The following is a 20,249-nucleotide window of genomic DNA, read 5'->3' as shown; positions in this document are numbered from 1 at the left end:
ACCGAAGACAGGGATGGTCGGGCAACAGCCCGACCGTCCCGCATTCTCGAAAATCGGCCGGTGAATTACTGGATGCTGAACGGGAAATATTTGGCGTTGATCATGTCATAGGTCCCGTCCGCCTTGATGCTCTTCAGCGCTTCGTTCAGGCGCGTCAGACGCTCCTTGTCATCCAGGCGCAGCGCGATGCCGGCGCCTTCGCCAAAATATGTGATGTCGACCAGATCCGGCCCCTTGAACTCGCAGCAGCTTCCGGCCTTGGTGTTGGCAATCCAGTCGTAGATGGCGAGTTTATCCTCAAGGATAATGTCGACACTCCCATCCGCCAGCCCCTTGTATAATTCGGGCGAAGAGCGAAAAACCGTCTTCTTCATGTCCGGATAAAGATGGTTGGCATAGGATTCCTGCGCTGTCGACGAGGTCACCCCAAGAATTTTGTCGCTGAGGGCGGCTGGGCTGACGTTACTGATCGACGAATCCTTCCGGGCGATGAACACCGACGGGCTGTTGTAGTATTTTTCGGTAAAAGCAACCTTTTGACGCCGCTCAAGGCTCATCGACATGGATGAGATGATCGCGTCGTATTTGTCGGCAACGAGATCGGGGATGATGTCGTCCCACTTCTCGATGATAAATTGGCATTCGAACTTGCCAACCTCGCACAGCGCATTGGCAATATCGATGTCGAAGCCCTGAAGCTTGTTATTTGCATCGAGATAGTTGAAGGGCGGAAATGCACCTTCGACGGCAATTCTCATCGGCATGCGATCTTGCGCAGCCAGCTGGAGCGGCAAGGCAGCGGCGAGAAGGATTCCCACCGCGCCCGTCATCAGGGCTCCGCGCACTATAGTGTGAAGGGATCTGCGCAACATCGTCGGGAGCTCCTTGGGGCGTATTCGATCTCGCCCCATAGTGCGCCGCAGCTTTTAATTCTACGTGAACGCTTCTTTGTTAGCGTCGACCAATGCGCCCGTGTCGTGGTGTTCAGGGGTCTAGGCTTGCAGATCGTTCTTCCTTCCAGCTCCAGCACGTTTCAGCAATCCTGGATCGCTTCGGGGCGAATTCTGTTTCTGATTGCCGTCAGCGGCCTTGGAGCGATCGGACTGGTCGTGCTTTCGGCACTGTGGGCGGGAACCGAGAGCGACGCTGCCGCCCTTGATCGACAGCGCCAGCTTGTGAACGCCCGCCTGCGGGAACAGGTCGATCAAGTCGCGCATGTCATCGGCCAGTTCGGCAACGGCTACCTCACCCGTGTTTATCCGGCTGCCCGGTCAAGCGGAGGTTCCTCCAGCCTCGATGCGGTTCTGACAGCGGCCGCCGGGAGCGCGATCAGCCAGACAGCAATGTCCGCCTTCGGCTACGATCAGGCCTTCGTCGTCGACGAGAAGGCGCAACTGCTGATGCTGGCGGACGCCCAAACGGAAAAGCGTTATCGCTGGATGAAGCCTCTCCTTTTGCCTCTCCTTCACGATGCCCGCCTTGGGGTGAGACAAGGCTCGGCTTCCAACGAAAGAACGCCGTCCTCGATGGAAAGCCGCCTTGCAAGCCCAGGGCGCTCCAACACTGCGTTGGCCAATCTGATGCGGCTGGAAGGTCGGCCGACGATCGTCGGCGTCGTCGCCATCAACGAAGCTGATGAGCGGCAACAGCAGACGATGCGGCAGTTCCTGATCGTCGTGCGGTTTATCGATGGTGCGGCGCTGGACGAATTGAGCCGGCAACAGGGCCTCAACGGCGCGCGCTTCGCGCGCACGGCCGATGCAGACGAAAACGAGGTTGCGTTCCAGATCGACGCCACGGCAAATGGCGAACCGATCGGCTTCATCGTATGGCGGCCCGATCTTCCAGGTTCGAGGGTGATCGGCCGATTGATGCCGGCGCTTTCGATAGCCGCCATGGTGATCGCGATCCTGTTCTCGGTCTTGCTGGTGCGCCTGCGAAGCAGTCTCGGCGAGTTGAAGAAAAGCGAGCTGCATGCAAGACAGCTTGCCTTGCATGATGTGCTGACCGACCTTCCCAATCGCGCCTTGTTCGCGATCAGGTTCGACGAGTGCCTGGCCGAGACGCAGAATTCAGCCGAGCGCTCGGCAGTCGCGCTTCTCGACCTGGACCGATTCAAAGCCGTGAACGACACGTTCGGCCATGCCGCCGGCGATGAACTCATCAGGATGGCTGCGGAGCGGATCCGCTCCCTGCTTCGTCCGGGCGACACGCTTGCCCGGCTCGGAGGGGACGAATTCGCCCTGCTTCTCCGGGACATCAAAGATCATGATCACGTGTTGCCGGCAATATGCGACGCGATCGTTGCCGAACTTGGTAAGCCCTTCCCGCTTTTGAGGGGCGAGGCGGTCGCGCGCGTCGGCGGCTCGATCGGCGTGACCGTTGTGCCAGACGCCGGGCGGAATGCCGATGACATCATGCGCTACGCCGACGTCGCGCTGTACGAAGCCAAGATGGGCGGCAGGGGCCAGTGGCGCGTCTATTCACCCTCCATGGACGGCGGCAGGAATGCGCGCGACATTCTCAAGAACGAATTGCGGGAGGTTTTGGCCAAAGGCATGACCTCATCCGCTGACGGTCCACAATCCGGTCCGATTGAGGCCCGGCCCGACTTCGGATCGCTCGAGGTCTATTACCAAACGGTACATCGCGCTGAGGCAGGATATTCGGCATCGGGTGCAGAGGCTCTCGTGCGTTGGCGTCACAGTCAGCGCGGATTGTTGACGCCTGCCAGCTTCATCCCCGTCGCCGAGGAGGGCGGCCTCATCGACGCTCTCGGTTTCTGGGTGTTGCGTGAAGCCTGCAGAGCCGCCTGCAAATGGCCGGAAGACACGTTTGTTGCGGTCAACGTGTCTCCCGCCCAGTTAAGAAGGCCAAATTTTGCCGAGGAAGTATTCGCAGTGCTGCAGGAGACTGGCCTGCCGCCGTCCCGGCTCGAGCTCGAGCTCACCGAGTCCTCGCTCATCGAGGATAACTCGGACGTCTATACGGTGCTGAAGTCGCTGCGCAGCCAGGGTGTCCAGATTTCGCTCGATGATTTCGGAACCGGCTTTTCATGTCTCAGCCATCTGCTGCGCTTCGATATCGACCGCATCAAGATCGATCGATCGTTCGTCTCGCAGCTCGGCACAAGAGCCAACGGGGCGGCCATCATCGGCGCCATCGTCGCGCTCAGCCGCAACCTCGGTATCTCGACGACGGCGGAAGGGGTCGAAACCGAATATCAACGCGACTTTCTGGCCGCCCTCGGCTGCACCGACCTCCAAGGCTACTTCTTTTCCAAACCGGTTCCTCTTGGCGACCTTGATAGTTTCCGGAAAGCTGAGAGCGCCGGGTTACTGGCGACCGCTCCAGGCGCCGTTGCCTGAGAGGCTTTTGATCTCCCGCTAAAGCATGATGCCGAAAAGTGTGAGCAGTTTCGGACGACACCATGCGTTGCGCGTCTCCGCGTCAGGTCCGTCTCGTCAGACAAAGAGGTTGAGAAAGCAATTGGTATCGTTGTAGCAATCGGTATCAAAGAGAAATAGATATGATCGCTGCAAAACCCAATTCGCTCGTTGCCCGCCTCTCTGCCCCGCCCATTCCTTCCGTCGTCGCCTGGAGCCGCGAATACAAAGGGGGAAAAGGGCCGCTCATCGATCTGTCGCAGGCCGTTCCCGGCTATCCCGCGCATCCGGAGATGCTTCGGCTCCTTGGCGAGGCGGCCGGGCAACAGGCTATGACAGGCTACGGGCCGATCGAGGGCGAACCTCTATTGCGCAAGACCTACGCGGCTCATCTTGCCGCGCTTTACGGCGCCGACATTTCCGCCGGCAACATCCACATGACCGCCGGCTGCAATCAGGCGTTCATGTGCACGGCGATTGCGCTGGCGAGAGCCGGCGATACGGTCGCGCTCACCAACCCCTTCTATTTCAATCACGACACGACGTTATCGATGCTGGGGATCGGGCGCCGATTGGTCGATTGTGACCCCGCCAGCGGCTTTCTTCCCGATCCGGGTTCGGCTGAGGCGGCGCTTGCAGCCGGCGCAAAGATGCTTGCCGTCGTGACACCCAATAATCCCACAGGGGCCGTGTATCCCCCAAGTCTGCTTCACGAGCTTTTTGTGCTTTGCCGGAAATATGGCGCCTGGCTGATCCTCGATGAAACCTATCGCGATTTTCTTGGCGAGAATTACGGACGGCCGCACTCTCTTCTCTCCGAACCGGCCTGGGAGAACACGCTCGTTCTTCTCTACAGCTTCTCGAAATCCTTCTGCATTCCTGGTCATCGACTGGGTGCAATCACGGCAGGGCCCAAACTTGTCGCCGAGATCGCCAAGGTGATGGACAATATGCAGATCTGCGCGCCGCGTTCGGCTCAGATCGCCGTTGCATCAGCCATTCCGGCGCTCGCCGAGTGGCGAGCCGGCAACCAGTTGGAGATCGCTCGTCGGGCGGAGGCGTTGAGGCTGGTCTTTTCCGGGCTGCCGGATTGGGAGATCGCCGCGATCGGCGCCTATTTCGCCTTTGTCCGCCATCCCTACGCCGATAAATCGTCTTCGGAGGTTGCCGAAAAACTCGCGAAGGAATCCGGAATCGTTTGTCTACCCGGCGCCTATTTCGGCGAGAGGCAGGAGGGTTATCTCAGACTTGCCTTTGCCAATGCGGATGTCGCCTCGATCGGGCTATTGTCCGAGCGCCTTCGCTAGACCGTTTTGATCAACCTCCGCCGGAAGTTCATGATAGCCGCCGCGCCAGTAAAGCAGCGGCCCTATGCCCTGCCGGATTTCCATCGCGCAGACATGTCCGACCAAAACGGCATGGGAATTGTAGTGGAATGCGGTTTCGAGCTTGCAGTCCAAGACCGTCAGGGCATTTTCAAGGGCGGCCGCGCCGGTCTTGAGACGATACCATCCCGCATCGCCGTAGCGTTCGGCGCCCTTTCGGCCGTCAAGACCGGCAAAGGATTGCGCCACCTGCTGCTGGTCGGCGGCGAGCACGTTGACACAGAAGCAGCCGTACCGCTGTAGCGCCGGCCATGAGGAAGACGCGCGGTTGACGCTGACGATGACGGACGGCAGCTCTGCCGAAAGCGAGGAGACCGACGTTGCCGTGAAGCCGGTGCGATGTTGCCCGTCGCCGACCGTAATCACGCTGACGGCACCTGCCAGATGACGCATCGAAAGCTTGAAGTCCGCTTCGCTGATCAAAGCCTCGACACTCATCGGGCTGGCTCTTGTGTTTTGGCAAAGCGATTGACAGGCATTGAAAGACCGAGGTTTTCGCGCAAGGTCTTGCCCTCGTATTCCTCGCGGAACAGTCCGCGGCGCCGAAGCTCGGGCAGGACAAGCCGCACGAAGTCGTCGAGGCTGGACGGCAGGGTCGGAAACATCAGGATGAAGCCGTCGGCCGCACGTGTCTCGAACCATTCCTCCATGAAGTCGGCGATCTGGGCCGGCGTGCCTGTCATGCCGTTTCCGGTATGCTTCTCGGCATAGTGCCGGATGAGCTCGCCGACGGTGTGGCCGCTTTTCACGAAATCGACGAGCTCGTCGAACAGGGCGCGTGATCCCTTCGGCGCCGCCGGCAGCCGATCCAGGGGGAAGGGCTTGTCGAGAGCGACATCGCGCAGGTCCGCTTCGAGGAATTCGGAGAGCATCAGCCGGCCGACATCCGGATGCATCTTGTCGATCAGATAATCCACCTTCGCCTTTGCCTCGGCTTCAGTTTCACCGACGTTGATCACGATGCCCGGCATGATTTTCAGGTCGTCGGGATCGCGCCCAAAGGCCGGCATCCGGCGTTTGACGTTTTCGTAGAAGGCCCGGTTGCGCTCGATATTCGATGCGAGGCTGAAGACGATCTCGGCCGTGCGTGCCGCCATGTCCATTCCAGGTTCCGAACCGCCCGCCTGGGCGATGACGGGGCGGCCCTGGGGCGTTCGCGCGATGTTGAGGGGTCCGCGAACCTGGAAGTGTTTACCTTTGTGATTGAGCGTGTGGTGTTTGTCTTTGTCGTAGTAGATGCCGTTTTCGCGGTCGAGCAGCAGTGCGCCTTCCTCGAAGCTGTCCCAGAGGCCGAACACGACATCGACGAATTCGTTGCCGCGTTCGTAACGCAGGCCATGCGGATCGAGCCCCTCGCGATTGAAGTTGTAGCCGGTTTCGTCATGGTCTGACGTGACGACATTCCAGCAGACGCGGCCGTTGCTCAGATGGTCGATCGAGGCGAACAGGCGCGCGACATTGTATGGCTCGTAATAACTCGTCGACACCGTCGCCACGAGACCGAGATCGTTGGTGGTGACCGCCAGCGCCGAAAGCAGCGACAGCGGTTCGAAACGGTTCATCTTGGTTGGAATGCGGGCCAACGCCTTCGGATCGCCGACGGCGGCGGCGGGAGAATCCGCCATGAACATGAAATCGAACTTGGCCGCCTCGGATCGTTTGGCGACATCGAGCAGATGAGCGAAGTCGTTGGCGCCATTGACATCGCTTGCCGGATGCAGCCAGGAGGCAGGGTGAAAGCCGAAAGTATAGACGAAAGTCCCGAGTTTCATCTTGTCGGTTCGCGCCATCGAGCTCTCCTGCTATGTCGGCCATGCCGCCAAGGAAAGGCGACTGCGCAAATTATCGCCAGGCGCAAATTTTCATCAATATCGCGCAGCTGAGTTCCGTTTTAGTTTTTCTAAAGTATCGGCTGGGGCGCCGACGCCACGGCCTGCTGACGGGAAATAGCAATGAGCCAGTTGCGGAATTCGCGCCCATAGGGCTTCTGCAACGCCGCCCGATCCCAGGCGAGAAAATAGCTTTCGCGCAGTGCAATGCGCAGGTCGAGCGGAATGACGAGCGTTTGCGCTTCGAGCTCATCTGATATCATCGACATTTGTGCAAGCACGACGCCGCGCTTGTTGACGGCGGCGTCAATTGCACTGCTCGACAGGGTGAAAGAGAGGCCCGGCGTCGACGCATCGAAGGAGACGCCGGCCTTGGCGGCAAACTCCGCCCAGCTGGGATAGGGGGTGAAGTGCCGTTCCCACTCGACATGGAGGAGGGGTTGTTCGAAGAGATCGCGAGCCGCATGCGCGCGATCCTGCATCAGCGCCGGCGAGCAGGCCGGAACGACCCAATCGCGAAACAGCTCGGTATAATGTTCGTGCTGCAGCACGTCCGACCCGTAGCTCACGCGGAAATCGATATCGTCGAAGCCGATGCGGGGCTCTTTGTCACGTCCGATGATTCTCACCTGCACGTCGGGATGAAGCGCCTGCCAGTCGAAGATGCGCCTGCCGATCCATTTGTTGACGACGGAGGAAAGCGCGCTGAGGACCAATGCTGTCTCATTACGCGCCTTTTCCAGCAGTTGCCCGGCCAGCGCGAATTGCTCAAATCCCTTCGATATCTCTTGGTGGTAGAGCCGGCCCCAGGCAGTCAGCTCGACGGTTCGTCCGCTACGCTCCAGAAGCGAAACGCCAAGGAAGCTTTCGATTTTGTGAACCTGCTGGCTGATTGCTCCCGGCGATACGTTGAGTTCCAGTGCTGCGGCCGTCACGCCGCCGCAGCGCCCCACGGCCTCGAAGGCTTGCAAGCCCTTCAGCGGGATCGTCTTGAAGCGCTCATCGGTCACTTGCGGAGCCTCTCGTGATTTGCGCCACTCAATTTGCCATCGGATGAAAGGTCCCGGCGAACTGGAACCGGTCGCCTGGATGGGTAAACTCGACATATGTCACCGTACGACCGTTCTGCCAGGTCTGGCGGATGAGGCTAAGGCAGGCCTCGCCGCGTTCCGTCTGCAGGATCCGCGCCGTCGTGGTGTCGGCCGAAACGGCGCGTATGACATGTTTGGCCTTGGACCAGGGAACCTCGTCAAGCAGCCATTTGCCGGGCGGAATTGAAGCAAAGCTCTCGTCTCTGGCCCGTGGGACAGCATCGAGCATGATGATCCGCCGCTCGATGGCATTCGGTCTGCCATCGACGATATGCAGGCATTGAAGCCTGAGGACTTCCGCATCGGCAGGCTCCGACAGCTGCTGCGCTTCCGCCTCTCCAAGGCGCTCGACCTTGCGGGCGAGGATTTCAAAGCGGTGTTCGTGCCCGGCCAGTTCCGCTTCGGTGCTGATATCCTGAATATCCATCACCGTGCGGTCGATCTGGGGCGATGCGACAAACGAACCTGTCTTGCGCCGTCTGACGATCATGCCGCGCTCGGCGAGCGCCGACAGCGCCTTGCTGACGGTCATCCGCGAGCACCGATATTCCGCCGCGAGTTCGTGCTCGACGGGAATACGGTCACCGGGCCGCCAATCGCCGCTGATGATCTTCGTCTCGACATCCGTGAAAATACGCTGATAAATCGACACCAAGTCCGCACCTCATCCGGCGTCAACGATCATAAATTCCGGAACGGTCATGCCAGCGAGATCGACGCCACCCGGCACAAATTTTGCGTTCCTCGTCTTTTACATTGACACTCTAGGCCAGCCTATATCTATTTGTATAGTCAAAAGCGGGGCATAGAAATCCGCGCAGAGGAAATCGAAGTCGGGAACCAAAACTCCTCCGCCGGGGGAATAAAAACTGGAGAGATGATCATGAAGGCAAATTCACTGCTGAAGGGTCTGGTCGGCGCTGCGTTCCTCATCGGAGCAGCCGTTTCCGCCCATGCAGCCGACACGCTGGCAGCCGTCAAGGCAGCCGGCACCCTCAAGGTTGGCACCGAGACGGCTTTTGCGCCGTTCGACTATATCGATGCCGGTGAACATACCGGCTTGAACGTCGACCTCTTTGCCGAAATCGGCAAGGAACTTGGCGTCAAGATCGAGTGGGTGGCGCTTCCCTGGGACGGTGTTTTCCCGGCGCTTGAGGCCGGCAAGTTCGATGTCGTGGCAGGTCCTGCCACGATCACCAAGAAGCGCATGGAGCGCTATCGCTTCACGCCGCCGATCGCCGAAGCGACCATTGCCATCCTGAAGAAGGCCGGCGACACGACGATCAGCAAGCCGGAAGATATTGCCGGCAAGACGATCGGTGTCGGCAAGGCAACTGCCCAGCTCGACCAGCTGAAGGAATTCTCCGGCACGCTGCCGACCAAAGTCGATGTGCGCGAATATCCAGCCTTTACCGAATCCTACGCTGATCTCGCGGCCGGCCGTATTGCCGGCGTTGCCAACTCGCTGCCCAATATCGCCTTCGTCGCCAGCCAGCGAAAAGGCACCTTCGAAGTCGTCCTGCCGCCATTCGGCAAGAAGTCCTATTTCGGCTTCATCGGTCTCAAGGATGCCGATCATGCGCCCCTGATGGATGCGATCGATGCCGCGATGCTCAAGATCAAGGCAGACGGACGTATGGCAGAGCTGCAAAAGAAGTGGTTCGGTGCATCTTTCGATACGCCGGACGCTGTCAAGGACCCGGCATTCTGATTAGCCGCCGGTGAAACGAACGCGTCCCGCCATCGGTCGGGGCGCAGTCCGCCGTGGGATCAGAGTTCACGGCCGCAGCGCCCAGGCAAACACCGCCCATGTCCATCAAGCTTTTCGAACTGCTTCTGCAAGCCTCGATCTATACGGTGACGATCAGCGTGGTTTCAATTCTGATCGGCTTTGCGATCGCCATCATTGTTTCCGCCATGCTGCTTTCACGGCAACGGCTTTTCGTGCTGCCGGCGCAGATTTTCATCAGTTTCTTTCGTGGTGCACCGCTGCTGGTGCAGCTGTTGCTGATCTATAATCTGCTGCCGGTGATTGGCATCAACGTGCCGAGCATCGTTGCGGCCGTCGTTGGCCTTTCCTTGTGTACTGCTGCCTATCAGGCTGAAAATCTACGCGGTGGTTTTTCCAGCGTTCCTGTGGGCCTGGTCGAATCTGCCGAAATGGTCGGCATGACTCCCATTCAGATCTTCCGCCGGATCAGGGCGCCGATCGCCCTGCGCCTGACCTTCCCGGCGCTCGTCAACGAAGCGATCCTTATTCTGAAGGCGTCTTCGCTCGTCTCCGTTGTCGGAATCGTCGAGCTGACACGCATGGCTCAGGACCTTGCCGGCAGCACCTTCCTGCCGCTCGAGATTTTTGCGTCCGCGGGCCTGATCTATCTCGTCATCAATTGGATCGTTGCGCTTGCGGGCGGCCTGATCGAACGCTCCCTGCCGGGAGTGCCGCGATGACCTTCGATACCAATGTGATTTTCAGCAACTTGCCGGAGATCCTCAACGGTGCGTGGGTCACCATCCTCATCTGGATCGTCACCACCCTTGCCGCTGCCGTGCTGGGTTTCCTTGTCGCTGTGGCGCGACGTTTTGGCGGCGTGCTGCTGGACAGGGCGTTCGGCCTTGTCATCGCGGTGCTGCGCGGCACGCCCTTCCTGATTCAGATATTCCTCGTTTACTATGGTGGCCCCTTCGTCGGATTGTCGCTCGATCCGATCCCGGCCGGCATCGTCGGCCTTTCCATCTACGGCGCGGCCTATTTCAGTGAGATATTCCGCTCGGGCTTTGCCGCCGTCCCGAAGGGACATATCGAGGCGGGTCTGTGCGTTGGCCTGACACAAGGTCAGATTATCCGGCGCATATTGCTGCCGGAGATGACCATGCTGGTGTTACCGCCTTCGGTCAACATGACGATCATCCTGATGAAGGAGACGGCCGTGCTATCCATCATCACCGTGCCGGAGTTGACGGCGACACTCAGCGCCATCGGCTCGCAGCAATATGCTTTCGTCGAGGCGCTCTTCGTCCTTGCACTATTTTATTGGGTACTGGTCGAAATCACCGGCTGGCTCGGCCATCTCGCCGAAACGAAACTCACCAGATTCAGGTTTTTCAACATATGAGCGTTCCTGCGATCGCAGTCAAAAATCTCGTCAAAACGTTCGGCGGTTCCACCGTGCTGCACGGCATCGACCTCGAAATCGAGCAGGGACAAGTTTCCTGCGTCATCGGCCCGTCCGGATCCGGCAAGAGTACGCTGCTGCGCTGCATGGCGTTTCTGGAGGAATCGACGAAGGGGACGATTACCGTCAATGGCGAGGTGCTTGGCTTTGCGGAAAACGCAAAGGGTGTCCGTGAGCGGGTGCCGGCGGCTGTGAACCGGCAGATTCGATCGCAGATCGGGATGGTTTTTCAGCAGTTCAATCTCTGGCCGCATATGACCGCGCTCGGCAATGTCAGCGAGGCGTTGAAGACGGTTCACAAGATGAGCCGCAAGGACGCCGAGGAGCGGGCAATGGCCCAGCTCGTCAAGGTCGGCCTCGAGGGCAGGGCAGGGCATTATCCGTCGCAGCTCTCGGGAGGGCAGCAACAGCGCGTCGCTATCGCCCGGGCACTTGCCCTCAACCCGAAGATCATGCTCTTTGACGAGCCGACCTCGTCACTCGATCCCGAGCTGACCGGCGAAGTGCTCAACGTCATGCGCGATCTCGCCGCCGAGGGTATGACGATGGTCGTCGTCTCCCACGAGATCGGATTTGCAGCAACGGTCGGCCAGCAGATCGTCTTTCTCGATCACGGCAAGGTGCTTTTCACCGGCCCGCCGCAAGACGTCTTCAAACGACCGAGAAACCCCCGGCTCGAGCAATTCCTGGATACCTATATCGATCGCGGAGCCTCGATGCTGCTGTGACGTTCATGTCCTTGCCCGACGTCGGACAGACTTCCACCGCTGGCGTCGGCTTCACGCAATTTCCTCTTCGAGTATTTTCACGGGCCGGTCCCACTGGATGAGCACCATACAGCCGGTATCGCTCCAGACCGAGTGTTCGCTGCCCGGCGCATTGACGATATAACTGCCGCTGATGTAATCGCCCGTCTCGTCGGATTGAACGCCATCGAGCACCAGGATGGTCTCGAGCCCCTCGTGGCGATGGCGGGGAACGGAGGCGCCGGGCTCATATTTCAACAGCGCCACACCCGGCTGATCGCCCTCGAAGGGGCGGATCCAGTGGATGGTGACAGCATCGCGGAAAGGGCTGAATTCCAACTCCTTCCAGCCGCCTGACGTCAGGCGTTCACGGGTCGTTTCAGGCATGGGCAATGCTTTCCAGAATGTCGTCGACATGGGCGGTCCAGCCGACGATCGCGCCCTGGGCGCGGATCATGGCGATGGCGGCGGCTTTGAATTCGGGGAAATAGCTTTCCGTCGCCTCCTCGGCGAGCAGGCATTCATAGCCGCGGTCGTTTGCTTCGCGCATCGTCGTCTGCACGCAGACTTCGGTGGTGACACCGGCAAAGACGAGCTGACGAATGCCCTTTTGCTGCAACACGGTGCCGAGGTCGGTCGCGTAGAAGGCGCCCTTGCCGGGTTTTTCGATGACGACTTCGCCCTTCACCGGAGCGAGCTCCGGAAGAATTGCCGTGCCGGGTTCGCCCGAGATCAGGATGCGGCCCATCGGGCCTTCGTCGCCGATCCTGAGCGCAGGATTGCCGCGATCGCGTTTGGCCGGTGGCAGGTCGGAGAGATCAGGCCGGTGGCACTCCATCGTATGGATCACAGGCAGGCCGGCATTGCGGAAGCCCTGGATGAGGCGTTTGACATCGGGCACGATCCTGGTGATGCGGCTGACATCATTGCCGAGGCTTGCACCGAAGCCGCCGGGCTCGGCGAAATCGCGCTGCATGTCGATGACGATGAGGGCGAGCTCATCGTGCTTCACCGGAAAGGCGAAGGGTTCTGCCTTGATCCCCATCATCAGTGATGTCCCGCCATGTGAGCGCCGATCACGCCGATATCGGCCGAGCGCGCCGGTGTCTCGTAAACCAGCTTGCCTTCCGAAATGACCATGATGCGGTCGGACATCTCGAGCAGTTCATCGAGGTCTTCAGAGAGCAGCAGCACCGCGGCACCTAAATTGCGGGCCTTCATGATCCGGGCGCGGATTTCGGCAACGGCCGAGAAATCGAGGCCGAAACAGGGGTTCGAGACGATCAGCAGATCGACATCGCCCGTCAGTTCTCGGGCGAGCACCGCCCGCTGCACGTTGCCGCCCGAGAGGGCTGCGATCGGCGAGGAGGAAGAGGCCGTCTTGACCTTAAAGTCGGAGATCAGCGCCGAGGCACGCTTCTTCATGCTGCCCTTGTTCAGCCAGACCGCGTCCGTGCCGTCCAGCTTCAAGTCGAACGTGCGGAACGCAAGGTTCTCGCTCACCGTCATCTTGGGCGCACAGGCATTCTGCAACGGCTCTTCGGGGATGAAACGCACCCTGTTCTTGCGGGTCTCGTCACGGGTGGCGCCGTAAGTCTCGCCATTGACCATGACCTGCCCGCTATCGGTCGGGCGCTGGCCGGCCAGAATTTCCGTCAGCTCCTTCTGGCCGTTCCCCGATATGCCGGCGATGCCGACGATCTCGCCGGAGCGGACCGTAAGCGCGTCGATCTCGATCGTCTTCAGGCCGGAGCGATCCGGAGCTTTCACCTGGCTTACAGTAAGCACGGATTTGGCCGCTTCCGCCACCGGCAGACGGCTGTCGAGCTCGGCGAGCTTGACGTCGCCGATCATCATCGCCGCCATCTCGGCGGTGGAGAGCTCGCCGACCTTGCCGGTGCCGACCAGCTTGCCGCGCCGCAGGATCGAGACGGCATCAGCGAACTTCGTCACCTCGTGGAACTTGTGGGAGATCATCAGTACGGTGAGCTCGGCGCGCTCGGTCATCCCACGGACGATGCCGAGCATCTCATCGGCTTCGGCCGGCGTCAGCACCGAGGTCGGCTCGTCGAGCACGAGGAAGGAGCGGCCGAGATAGAGCTGCTTGACGATTTCGAGCTTCTGTTTTTCGCCGGCAGCAAGCTCGCTCACCGGCCTGTCGAGCGGGATCTTGAACGGCATACGTTCCATGAACTCCGCCAGATCCCTGCGTTCCCTGGCCCAATTGATCACCGCGGGTACTTCGGTACGACTGATGACCAGGTTTTCCGCACCGGTCAGAGAAGGAACCAGTGTGAAATGCTGGTAGACCATGCCGAGCCCATAGGCCGCGGCATCCTTGGGCGAGGCCACCGCCACCTCGCGGCTGTCGACCGACAACGAGCCTGACGTTGCGTGATAGAAGCCCATGATGCATTTGACGAGTGTCGACTTGCCGGCGCCGTTTTCGCCGAGAAGCGCGTGAAAAGACCCGGCCGGAACGGCGATCGAGACGTTGTCGAGCGCGGTGAAGCTGCCGAAACGCATGGTCATATCGAGCGTCTCGATGCCGACGGCCTTGCCGGCTTGCGGAAGGGGCGTGTCGCGGACTGTGCTCACTTCATTGCTCCTTTTCGACGATGATGGCGACGGGACCGCCGCCGGACGGACCCTGGTGTTCGGCGCCGCCGGACACATAGAGATCGGTAATGCCGAAGATGCCGGCGAGAACGCCGCCGACGAAGGCACGGGCATGGCGGGTGCCTGCAATATCCGAGTCATCGAGCATCGTGTGGCGCCTGCCGCCGATCCTGCCGGACGGGTCCGGCTCGGCCTTGGCGAGAACCGCTGCCAGCCGGCTGTTTTCCGGCAGGCGTTCGCGGGCTTTCCTGACGGAATGCGCGTCGATCGCATCCCGCATGACCGCGTGGTCGATCGACAGCGGACCGGACCATTTTGCGCTCATGCCGAGGACGATGATTTCGTGATCGGTGAGTTCGACCCCGGACGAGGTTGAGGCGCAGCGGGAAAAGAGATCGAAACGTGTGCAGATGTCGGCATCGTTGATCGATGTCGCATCTATCTCGCCGAGTGCCACGGCGACGCCGAGAGCCGAAGCGCCGCGCGAGAGGCCCATGGATTTCAGCGTGTCGTGGGTTGCGACCGTCCTGCCTGCTGCCTCGGCCTCGGCAATCCGGCGCGAGGTGAGCAGCGGACACTTAATCTGCACGAAATGGGCATCGGCGGGATCATCGATGCGGGCATCCCTCATCGCGGACCTCACGCCTTCGGCAACGAGCAGGATCTGTTCCCGGCGCCCGAGATGTTCGGGGGGCAGCGCGGGGGTACGCGACACACCAATGGCCAGCGCCCGTTCGCCCGGGGTTTCTACGGTTTCACGCGCAAAAACCGTCCAATGCGGCGAGAGCGCACCCTCGGTGCCGCCGGACATGATGATCGAGACGCCGTCGACGCCATATCTACTGAACAATGCCTCGAAGCTGCGGGTGGCATAACCGCGGGTAAAATCATTGACGCAGCCGTTGCCTTCCGTCTTGCCGAGAACGGCGACGATGTTGTTCGCCTGAAGGCCGCTGGCAAAGAGCGCCTCGACGCCGGCAACGTCATCGGGGCCGTCGGCTGGCACGCGAAAGACATGGGCACGCAATGACGGCATCAGGGTAGCGCCTCGACTAGAGCCGCGGAATTGGAGACGGAGCCGAAGACGCCTCCCTGCATCTTCACCATCTTGATGGCGGCGAGGTGGTTTCCATAGTCGGTCGCACCACAGCAGTCCTCCAGCAGCAGGCATTCGTAGCCGCGGTCGTTCGCCTCGCGCATCGTCGTCGAGACGCAGACATCGGTGGTGATTCCGGTGAGGATAATGTTCTCGATGCGCTTCTGGTTGAGGATGAGTTCGAGGTCGGTGGCGCAGAACGAACCCTTGCCGGGCTTGTCGATGATCGTCTCGCCTTTGATCGGGTAGAGCTCGGGGATGATGTCCCAGCCGGGTTCGCCGCGCGTCAGGATGCGGCCGCAGGGGCCGGCATCGCCGATGCCGGCGCCGATCCGCTGCGAGCGCCAGCGTTTGTTGGCCGGCAGATCGGCGAGGTCGGGGCGATGGCCCTCGCGAGTATGGATGATGTGGTAGCCCTTGGCTCGCATGGCGGCCAGCACACGCTTGATCGGTTCGATCGGCGCCTGCACCAGTGACAGGTCGTAGCCCATATGGTCGACATAGCCGCCCTTGCCGCAGAAATCCGTCTGCATGTCGATGATGATGAGGGCGGTGTTATCAGGCCTCAGCGCGCCGTTATAGGGCCACGGATACGGATCGGCGTCGATAAAACGCCCTTTGGTTTCGACCATCGCGTCCATCATTCTCTCTCCTATTCCGCGGCAGGTTTGAGGGGTTCGCCGTAACGGCGCATCGGCTTGTCAAATCCGCAGGACGTGCCGTCCTTGACCTTTATCTCGTCTTCCCATGGCAGGCGGTATTTGCCGGCGACGAGGTTGTGCATGTAGGTGTAGGGTGCATCCTGGGCGCCGCCGGCAACGGCGACATAGCCGCGATGGCCAAACTGGTAGATATTGTTCTCCACGCCCCAGCCGAGCCGGGCCTCCCGCACCAGGTCAGGACGCACCTCGGCGGTGATGATCTCGTTGACGCGGCCGGAGGTGCCGTGGGCGATGATCGTGCCATCGAAATTGCAGATCATGCCTTCACCCATGGAATCGAACGTGCCGTCCGAGCCGCACATGCAGACATTCGCGGTAACCATCAGGTTGCAGAAGGCATTGGCCTGGTTGGTGAAGCGCCAGGCATCGCGGATCGGCGCCGTATAACCCGCCGTGCGGATCATGATTTCGGCGCCCTTATAGGCGCATTCACGCGCCATCTCCGGGAACATGCCGTCATGGCAGATGATCAGCGCGAGTTTGGCGCCCCGCGGGCCTTCGACAACAGGGATGCCGAGATCGCCGGGCTCCCAGGGCTCGACGGGGATCCAGGGATGCATCTTGCGGTAATAGAGCTTCAACTCGCCCTGATCGTCGATGACGATGCCGGAATTATAGGGCATGCCGCCAGGGTTCAGCTCCATGATCGAGAAGCAGCCCCAGATCCGATTGTCCCTGCAGGCCTGACTGAAGGCCGCGACCTCCGGCCCGTCGAGCGTGCACATGATCTCCGGATTGATGTCCATGGAAAGGCCATGCAGCGCATATTCGGGAAAGACGACGAGGTCCATGCCCGGCTGGTTGCGCCGCGCTTTGGCCACCAGCTCGACGATCACTTGCGTCTGTTTTGCCAAGTCCGCTTTGGTGACGGTCACCGGCAGCTGGAGCTGCACCAGGCCGATACCGACGCCGTGTTCGGATTTGTTGAGACCGCCAAGTCCGTTCATCGGAATGCTCCGTTATTTCGTGAGCGACAGCGCGCCCGGCGCACCGGCGAGCGAGCGGGTGGGCGAGGAGGTGGCGATCAGGATGACGAGGGTGAGCACGTAAGGCGCGGCATAAAAGAGGTAGTAGCCTTGTGTGACACCGACCGATTGCAGCGCCGGGCCGAGCGCGCCGGCACCGCCGAAAAGCAGGGCAGCGAGGAAGCAGCCGATCGGGTTCCAGCGGGCGAAAATGACGAGGGCCACGGCCATCAGGCCCTGGCCCGACGAAATGCCTTCGTTCCAGGAACCCGGATAGTAGAGCGAGAGATAGGCACCGCCGATTGCCGCCAACGAGCCGCCGGCGGCCGTCGCCAGCAGGCGAACCCGGTCCGGGTGAATGCCCATGGCCCGGGCCGCGTCGGTGCTGTCGCCGACAACGCGCAGGATCAGACCGATCCTCGTATTCTTGAAGGCCCAGAACAGGAAGAGGGCAAGGGCTGCGCCGATGAAGAACAGCACGTTGATATTGAGCGCCGCCTGGATCTGCGGAGTGCTCGACCAGCCGCCGAGCGGGATCGAGGGCAGTTTCGGGGCAACCGGCTGGATGAAGGATTTGCCGAGGAAGAACGCCATGCCGAGACCGAACTGCATCATGGCGATGCCGATGGCGATGTCGTTGACCTTGGGGAATTTGCAGATCCAGCCGTGGATGAGGCCGAAAATCGCGCCCGCCACCATTGCGGCCAGCACGCCGAGGGTCGGGGAGTTAGTCATGACGGCCACCGCATAGGCCGTCATGGCGCCGAAGACGAGCGTGCCTTCGAGGCCGAGATTGATGCGGCCGGAGCGTTCGGTGATCGTCTCGCCGAGGCTGACGAAGATGAAGGGGGTGGAAACGCGGATGGCGCCGGCGAAGATCGCCAGCGGCACGCCCCAGATGCCGATGCCTGTCTCTTCCATCAGAGGCTCCTTTTCCAGAGGTCGGGATTGAAGATCTTGAAGCGGCCGTAGAAGGTCTCGCAGAAGAGAATGACGATGAAGAGCGTCCCCTGCAGCACCAGAACGGTCGCATCCGGCAGGCCCATGCGCCGCTGGATGAGGCCGCCCGAGGCGTCGATGCCACCGAGCAGGATCGCGACCGGAATGATCGCCAGCGGATTGTGCCTGGCGAGGAAGGCGACGAGGATACCGGTATAACCGTAGCCCGCGGCAAGCGAGGCGTTGGCACTTCCCTGCACCGCTGCCACTTCGATCATGCCCGCCAGACCGGCAAAGCTGCCGGCAAGCGCGGTAAATCCGGCAATCAGCCTGCCGACCGGCAGTCCCTGGATCTGCGCGGCGCGCACGTTGCCGCCGGCGATGCGGGCGGCAAAACCATAGCTCGTCGCCTCGATCACGATCCAGGAGATCATGCAGGCGAGGATGCCGATGACGAGGCCCCAATGCACGTCCATGCCGGGAATATTGCCGAGCATGTATTCCGCCGGCAGCGGCCTGGTTGACGGCTTGTTGAGACTTGCCGGATCGCGCAGCAGCCCTTCGACGAACTGGTTCATCAGGGCAATGGCGATATAGGAGAGCAGCAGCGACGAGATGGTTTCATTGACGCCGCGATAGTGGCGCAGGAAACCGGCAAGGCCGATCCAGATGCCGCCGACCACCATGGCAGCGATCGCCATCAGAATGAGGGTGAGGAAGACAGGCGCGGTGCCGGCGAGCGGCAGACCCATGGCCGCGGCGGCAACGCCGCCCAGCACGACCGCTCCTTCCCCGCCGATGATGACGAGGCCGAGACGGGCGGGCAGGGCGACGCAGAGTGCCGTCAGGAGAAGGGGTGCGGCACGACTTAAGCTGTTCTGCACCGAAAACCAGCTGCCGAAGCCGCCGGTATACATCAGTTGGAAGAGGGTGGCCGGCGACTTGCCGACCGCCAGGATGAAGAGGGAGAAGAGCGCAAGACCGATCAGGATGGCCGCGAGGCCGATGACAACAGGCTCGGCCCGCCGCGCGATCCATTCGAGGACGGGGCGCAGGGAAGCCGGTTTTTCGACGATGGCTATTGCAGGATCATTGGCCTCGATGGTCATGGCGCTTCTCCCTTCGCGGTTTACGCCGTGGACCCGACGACGCCCTCGACCAGATAATTCATGCTTTCGAGCTCGATCGCGTCTTCGGCGTAGCTCTTGTCGGCAGCCACGACGGTGTCGCCCTTGTTGTCCTTCAACGGTCCCTTGAAGACCGAGAAGCCGCCCTTCATCATGTCGGCCTGCGTGGCTTCGAAGGCCTTGCGGCCCTCCGCGGACACACCGGGACCGAGCGCGCTCATCTTCACGAAGCCGTCCTTCAGGCCGCCACGTACGAAGTTGCCGAGCTTTTCGCCGGCCTGCGCCTTCTTGACGAAGTCGCTGTAGACGTTGCCCCAGGCCCATTCGGCGCCGGTGAGGTACTTTTCGGGAGCAAGCGGGCTCTGATTGGCATGATAGCCGCAGACGAAGGCGCCGCGGCCGGCAGCCGTCTCGACGACCACTTTGGGGCTGTCGACGTGGCAGGTGATGACGTCGGCGCCCTGGTCGACCAGCGCATTGGTGGCTTCGGCCTCCTTGACGGCGAGCGACCATTCGCCGGTGAAGATCACCTGGCAGGTGATACCGGGATCGACTGTGCGCGCGCCAAGCAGGAAGGCGTTGATATTCTGCAGAACCTGCGGGATCGGCTTTGCGGCAACGAAGCCGATCTTCTTGCTCTTCGTCGCATGGCCGGCGGCAATGCCGTTCAGATACTGGCCCTGGAAGATATAGCCGAAATAGGAGCCCGTGTTGGCCGGGTTCTTGCCTTCCTGCCAGAGGCCGCCGCAGTGGCGGAACTGGATGTCGGGATGTTTGGCGGCCACGGCCAGCATGTGGGGGTCGAAGTAGCCGAAGGAGGTCGGAAAGAGCAGGGTCGCGCCATCCAGGTTGATCATGGATTCCATGGTCTTCTGGACGTCGACGGTCTCCGGCACGTTCTCTTCTTCGACCAGCGTCACACCCGGCATCGCCTTGATGGCGGCCGCACCTTCGGCATGCGCCTGGTTGTAGCCATAGTCGTCCTTGGGGCCGACATAGATGAAGCCGACGGTCAGCGCGGTTTGGGCTGCGGCGGAGGAGGCGATCAGGCCCGGCATGGCGCCGGCAAGCGCACCGGCAGCGGAAGCCTGGAGGAAATTGCGGCGGTTCATGGAAAGGAGTTTGGTCATCGGAAATGCTCCTTGCGGCGCTGGGCCGGTTGTGAACG

Annotated in this window: 20 protein-coding genes; 6 read left to right on the top strand and 14 right to left on the bottom strand. The window is 61.1% G+C overall.

The features are described from left to right. Positions 1-65: 65 nt before the first annotated feature. Positions 66-872 carry an ABC transporter substrate-binding protein gene (locus J3P73_RS33620; RefSeq protein WP_130774262.1) on the bottom strand — a complete coding sequence of 269 codons (807 nt, stop codon included), beginning with the start codon at positions 870-872 and terminating at the stop codon, positions 66-68. Between the two features lie 105 nt (positions 873-977). On the opposite strand from J3P73_RS33620, the gene J3P73_RS33615 reads away from it, so the two are divergent. Together J3P73_RS33615 and J3P73_RS33610 are read left to right on the top strand one after the other, a co-directional pair. Next, a complete protein-coding gene (locus tag J3P73_RS33615) occupies positions 978-3,368 on the top strand; it encodes a putative bifunctional diguanylate cyclase/phosphodiesterase (RefSeq protein ID WP_130774261.1) in 2,391 nt (796 codons plus the stop codon). A gap of 161 nt (positions 3,369-3,529) precedes the next feature. Then, positions 3,530-4,693, top strand: a complete 1,164-nt coding sequence (locus tag J3P73_RS33610; protein ID WP_130705764.1) for an aminotransferase — start codon at positions 3,530-3,532, stop codon at positions 4,691-4,693. Here the strand turns inward: J3P73_RS33610 and J3P73_RS33605 are convergent. The 4 genes from J3P73_RS33605 to hutC form a co-directional block, all read right to left on the bottom strand. Further along, positions 4,670-5,209 carry a flavin reductase family protein gene (locus J3P73_RS33605; RefSeq protein ID WP_130774260.1) on the bottom strand — a complete coding sequence of 180 codons (540 nt, stop codon included), beginning with the start codon at positions 5,207-5,209 and terminating at the stop codon, positions 4,670-4,672. The two genes, J3P73_RS33610 and J3P73_RS33605, sit on opposite strands and share 24 nt — an antisense overlap. Further along, on the bottom strand, positions 5,206-6,561 hold the full coding sequence (locus J3P73_RS33600) for an LLM class flavin-dependent oxidoreductase (RefSeq protein ID WP_018070725.1): 1,356 nt from the start codon (positions 6,559-6,561) through the stop codon (positions 5,206-5,208). The genes J3P73_RS33605 and J3P73_RS33600 overlap by 4 nt, the downstream gene beginning before the upstream one ends. 110 nt (positions 6,562-6,671) lie before the next feature. After that, entirely contained in the window at positions 6,672-7,610 is a 939-nt protein-coding gene (locus J3P73_RS33595; protein WP_075223745.1) for a LysR family transcriptional regulator, read from the bottom strand. A gap of 28 nt (positions 7,611-7,638) precedes the next feature. Continuing rightward, a complete protein-coding gene (hutC, locus tag J3P73_RS33590; RefSeq protein WP_024320255.1) occupies positions 7,639-8,346 on the bottom strand; it encodes a histidine utilization transcriptional repressor HutC in 708 nt (235 codons plus the stop codon). A 228-nt stretch (positions 8,347-8,574) separates the two neighbouring features. Between hutC and J3P73_RS33585 the strand changes: the two genes are divergently transcribed. From J3P73_RS33585 to J3P73_RS33570, 4 genes are all read left to right on the top strand, one after another. Next, complete coding sequence (locus tag J3P73_RS33585; RefSeq protein WP_024320254.1) at positions 8,575-9,402, top strand: transporter substrate-binding domain-containing protein; 828 nt, start codon at positions 8,575-8,577, stop codon at positions 9,400-9,402. Positions 9,403-9,500: 98 nt separating this feature from the next. Further along, positions 9,501-10,142, top strand: a complete 642-nt coding sequence (locus tag J3P73_RS33580) for an amino acid ABC transporter permease (RefSeq protein WP_020397455.1) — start codon at positions 9,501-9,503, stop codon at positions 10,140-10,142. Continuing rightward, positions 10,139-10,807, top strand: a complete 669-nt coding sequence (locus J3P73_RS33575; protein WP_018070730.1) for an amino acid ABC transporter permease — start codon at positions 10,139-10,141, stop codon at positions 10,805-10,807. The genes J3P73_RS33580 and J3P73_RS33575 overlap by 4 nt, the downstream gene beginning before the upstream one ends. Continuing rightward, positions 10,804-11,595: an amino acid ABC transporter ATP-binding protein gene (locus J3P73_RS33570; RefSeq protein ID WP_018486125.1), complete on the top strand. Its 792-nt coding sequence runs from the start codon at positions 10,804-10,806 to the stop codon at positions 11,593-11,595. The genes J3P73_RS33575 and J3P73_RS33570 overlap by 4 nt, the downstream gene beginning before the upstream one ends. A 51-nt stretch (positions 11,596-11,646) precedes the next feature. Here J3P73_RS33570 and J3P73_RS33565 read toward each other — a convergent pair whose 3' ends face one another. The 9 genes from J3P73_RS33565 to J3P73_RS33525 are packed head-to-tail and all read right to left on the bottom strand — an operon-like array spanning position 11,647 to position 20,211. Further along, entirely contained in the window at positions 11,647-12,000 is a 354-nt protein-coding gene (locus J3P73_RS33565) for a cupin domain-containing protein (RefSeq protein WP_018070732.1), read from the bottom strand. Continuing rightward, positions 11,993-12,661, bottom strand: a complete 669-nt coding sequence (locus tag J3P73_RS33560; RefSeq protein WP_018070733.1) for a cysteine hydrolase family protein — start codon at positions 12,659-12,661, stop codon at positions 11,993-11,995. Before J3P73_RS33560 ends, J3P73_RS33565 begins: the two co-directional genes overlap by 8 nt. Next, positions 12,661-14,211, bottom strand: a complete 1,551-nt coding sequence (locus J3P73_RS33555; protein ID WP_018070734.1) for an ABC transporter ATP-binding protein — start codon at positions 14,209-14,211, stop codon at positions 12,661-12,663. Before J3P73_RS33555 ends, J3P73_RS33560 begins: the two co-directional genes overlap by 1 nt. Before the next feature lies 1 nt (position 14,212). Beyond that, complete coding sequence (gene atzD, locus J3P73_RS33550) at positions 14,213-15,268, bottom strand: cyanuric acid amidohydrolase (protein ID WP_130774259.1); 1,056 nt, start codon at positions 15,266-15,268, stop codon at positions 14,213-14,215. Beyond that, positions 15,268-15,969 (bottom strand): biuret amidohydrolase, encoded by a 702-nt coding sequence (biuH, locus tag J3P73_RS33545; protein ID WP_130774258.1) that lies wholly within the window; start codon positions 15,967-15,969, stop codon positions 15,268-15,270. Before biuH ends, atzD begins: the two co-directional genes overlap by 1 nt. An 11-nt stretch (positions 15,970-15,980) precedes the next feature. Further along, on the bottom strand, positions 15,981-16,997 hold the full coding sequence (locus tag J3P73_RS33540; protein WP_130774257.1) for a formamidase: 1,017 nt from the start codon (positions 16,995-16,997) through the stop codon (positions 15,981-15,983). 12 nt (positions 16,998-17,009) lie between these two features. Further along, complete coding sequence (locus J3P73_RS33535) at positions 17,010-17,936, bottom strand: ABC transporter permease (protein WP_130707053.1); 927 nt, start codon at positions 17,934-17,936, stop codon at positions 17,010-17,012. Next, positions 17,936-19,063, bottom strand: a complete 1,128-nt coding sequence (locus tag J3P73_RS33530; RefSeq protein WP_024320247.1) for an ABC transporter permease — start codon at positions 19,061-19,063, stop codon at positions 17,936-17,938. The genes J3P73_RS33535 and J3P73_RS33530 overlap by 1 nt, the downstream gene beginning before the upstream one ends. Positions 19,064-19,083: 20 nt before the next feature. After that, entirely contained in the window at positions 19,084-20,211 is a 1,128-nt protein-coding gene (locus J3P73_RS33525; RefSeq protein WP_018070740.1) for a BMP family ABC transporter substrate-binding protein, read from the bottom strand. Between the last annotated feature and the right edge of the window lie 38 nt (positions 20,212-20,249).

The sequence above is a fragment of the Rhizobium ruizarguesonis genome (assembly GCF_017357285.1).
Taxonomy (GTDB): Bacteria; Pseudomonadota; Alphaproteobacteria; order Rhizobiales; family Rhizobiaceae; genus Rhizobium; species Rhizobium ruizarguesonis.
This window is presented reverse-complemented; position numbering and strand designations above follow the sequence as displayed.

Excerpts from the sequence above, each read along its gene's own strand:
- J3P73_RS33620 (WP_130774262.1), bottom strand. The coding sequence starts at position 872 with ATGTTGCGCAGATCCCTTCACACTATAGTGCGCGGAGCCCTGATGACG.
- J3P73_RS33610 (WP_130705764.1), top strand. The coding sequence starts at position 3,530 with ATGATCGCTGCAAAACCCAATTCGCTCGTTGCCCGCCTCTCTGCCCCG.
- J3P73_RS33605 (WP_130774260.1), bottom strand. The coding sequence starts at position 5,209 with ATGAGTGTCGAGGCTTTGATCAGCGAAGCGGACTTCAAGCTTTCGATG.
- J3P73_RS33600 (WP_018070725.1), bottom strand. The coding sequence starts at position 6,561 with ATGGCGCGAACCGACAAGATGAAACTCGGGACTTTCGTCTATACTTTC.
- J3P73_RS33585 (WP_024320254.1), top strand. The coding sequence starts at position 8,575 with ATGAAGGCAAATTCACTGCTGAAGGGTCTGGTCGGCGCTGCGTTCCTC.
- J3P73_RS33580 (WP_020397455.1), top strand. The coding sequence starts at position 9,501 with ATGTCCATCAAGCTTTTCGAACTGCTTCTGCAAGCCTCGATCTATACG.
- J3P73_RS33575 (WP_018070730.1), top strand. The coding sequence starts at position 10,139 with ATGACCTTCGATACCAATGTGATTTTCAGCAACTTGCCGGAGATCCTC.
- J3P73_RS33570 (WP_018486125.1), top strand. The coding sequence starts at position 10,804 with ATGAGCGTTCCTGCGATCGCAGTCAAAAATCTCGTCAAAACGTTCGGC.
- J3P73_RS33565 (WP_018070732.1), bottom strand. The coding sequence starts at position 12,000 with ATGCCTGAAACGACCCGTGAACGCCTGACGTCAGGCGGCTGGAAGGAG.
- J3P73_RS33560 (WP_018070733.1), bottom strand. The coding sequence starts at position 12,661 with ATGATGGGGATCAAGGCAGAACCCTTCGCCTTTCCGGTGAAGCACGAT.
- atzD (WP_130774259.1), bottom strand. The coding sequence starts at position 15,268 with ATGCCGTCATTGCGTGCCCATGTCTTTCGCGTGCCAGCCGACGGCCCC.
- biuH (WP_130774258.1), bottom strand. The coding sequence starts at position 15,969 with ATGGACGCGATGGTCGAAACCAAAGGGCGTTTTATCGACGCCGATCCG.
- J3P73_RS33540 (WP_130774257.1), bottom strand. The coding sequence starts at position 16,997 with ATGAACGGACTTGGCGGTCTCAACAAATCCGAACACGGCGTCGGTATC.
- J3P73_RS33535 (WP_130707053.1), bottom strand. The coding sequence starts at position 17,936 with ATGGAAGAGACAGGCATCGGCATCTGGGGCGTGCCGCTGGCGATCTTC.
- J3P73_RS33530 (WP_024320247.1), bottom strand. The coding sequence starts at position 19,063 with ATGACCATCGAGGCCAATGATCCTGCAATAGCCATCGTCGAAAAACCG.
- J3P73_RS33525 (WP_018070740.1), bottom strand. The coding sequence starts at position 20,211 with ATGACCAAACTCCTTTCCATGAACCGCCGCAATTTCCTCCAGGCTTCC.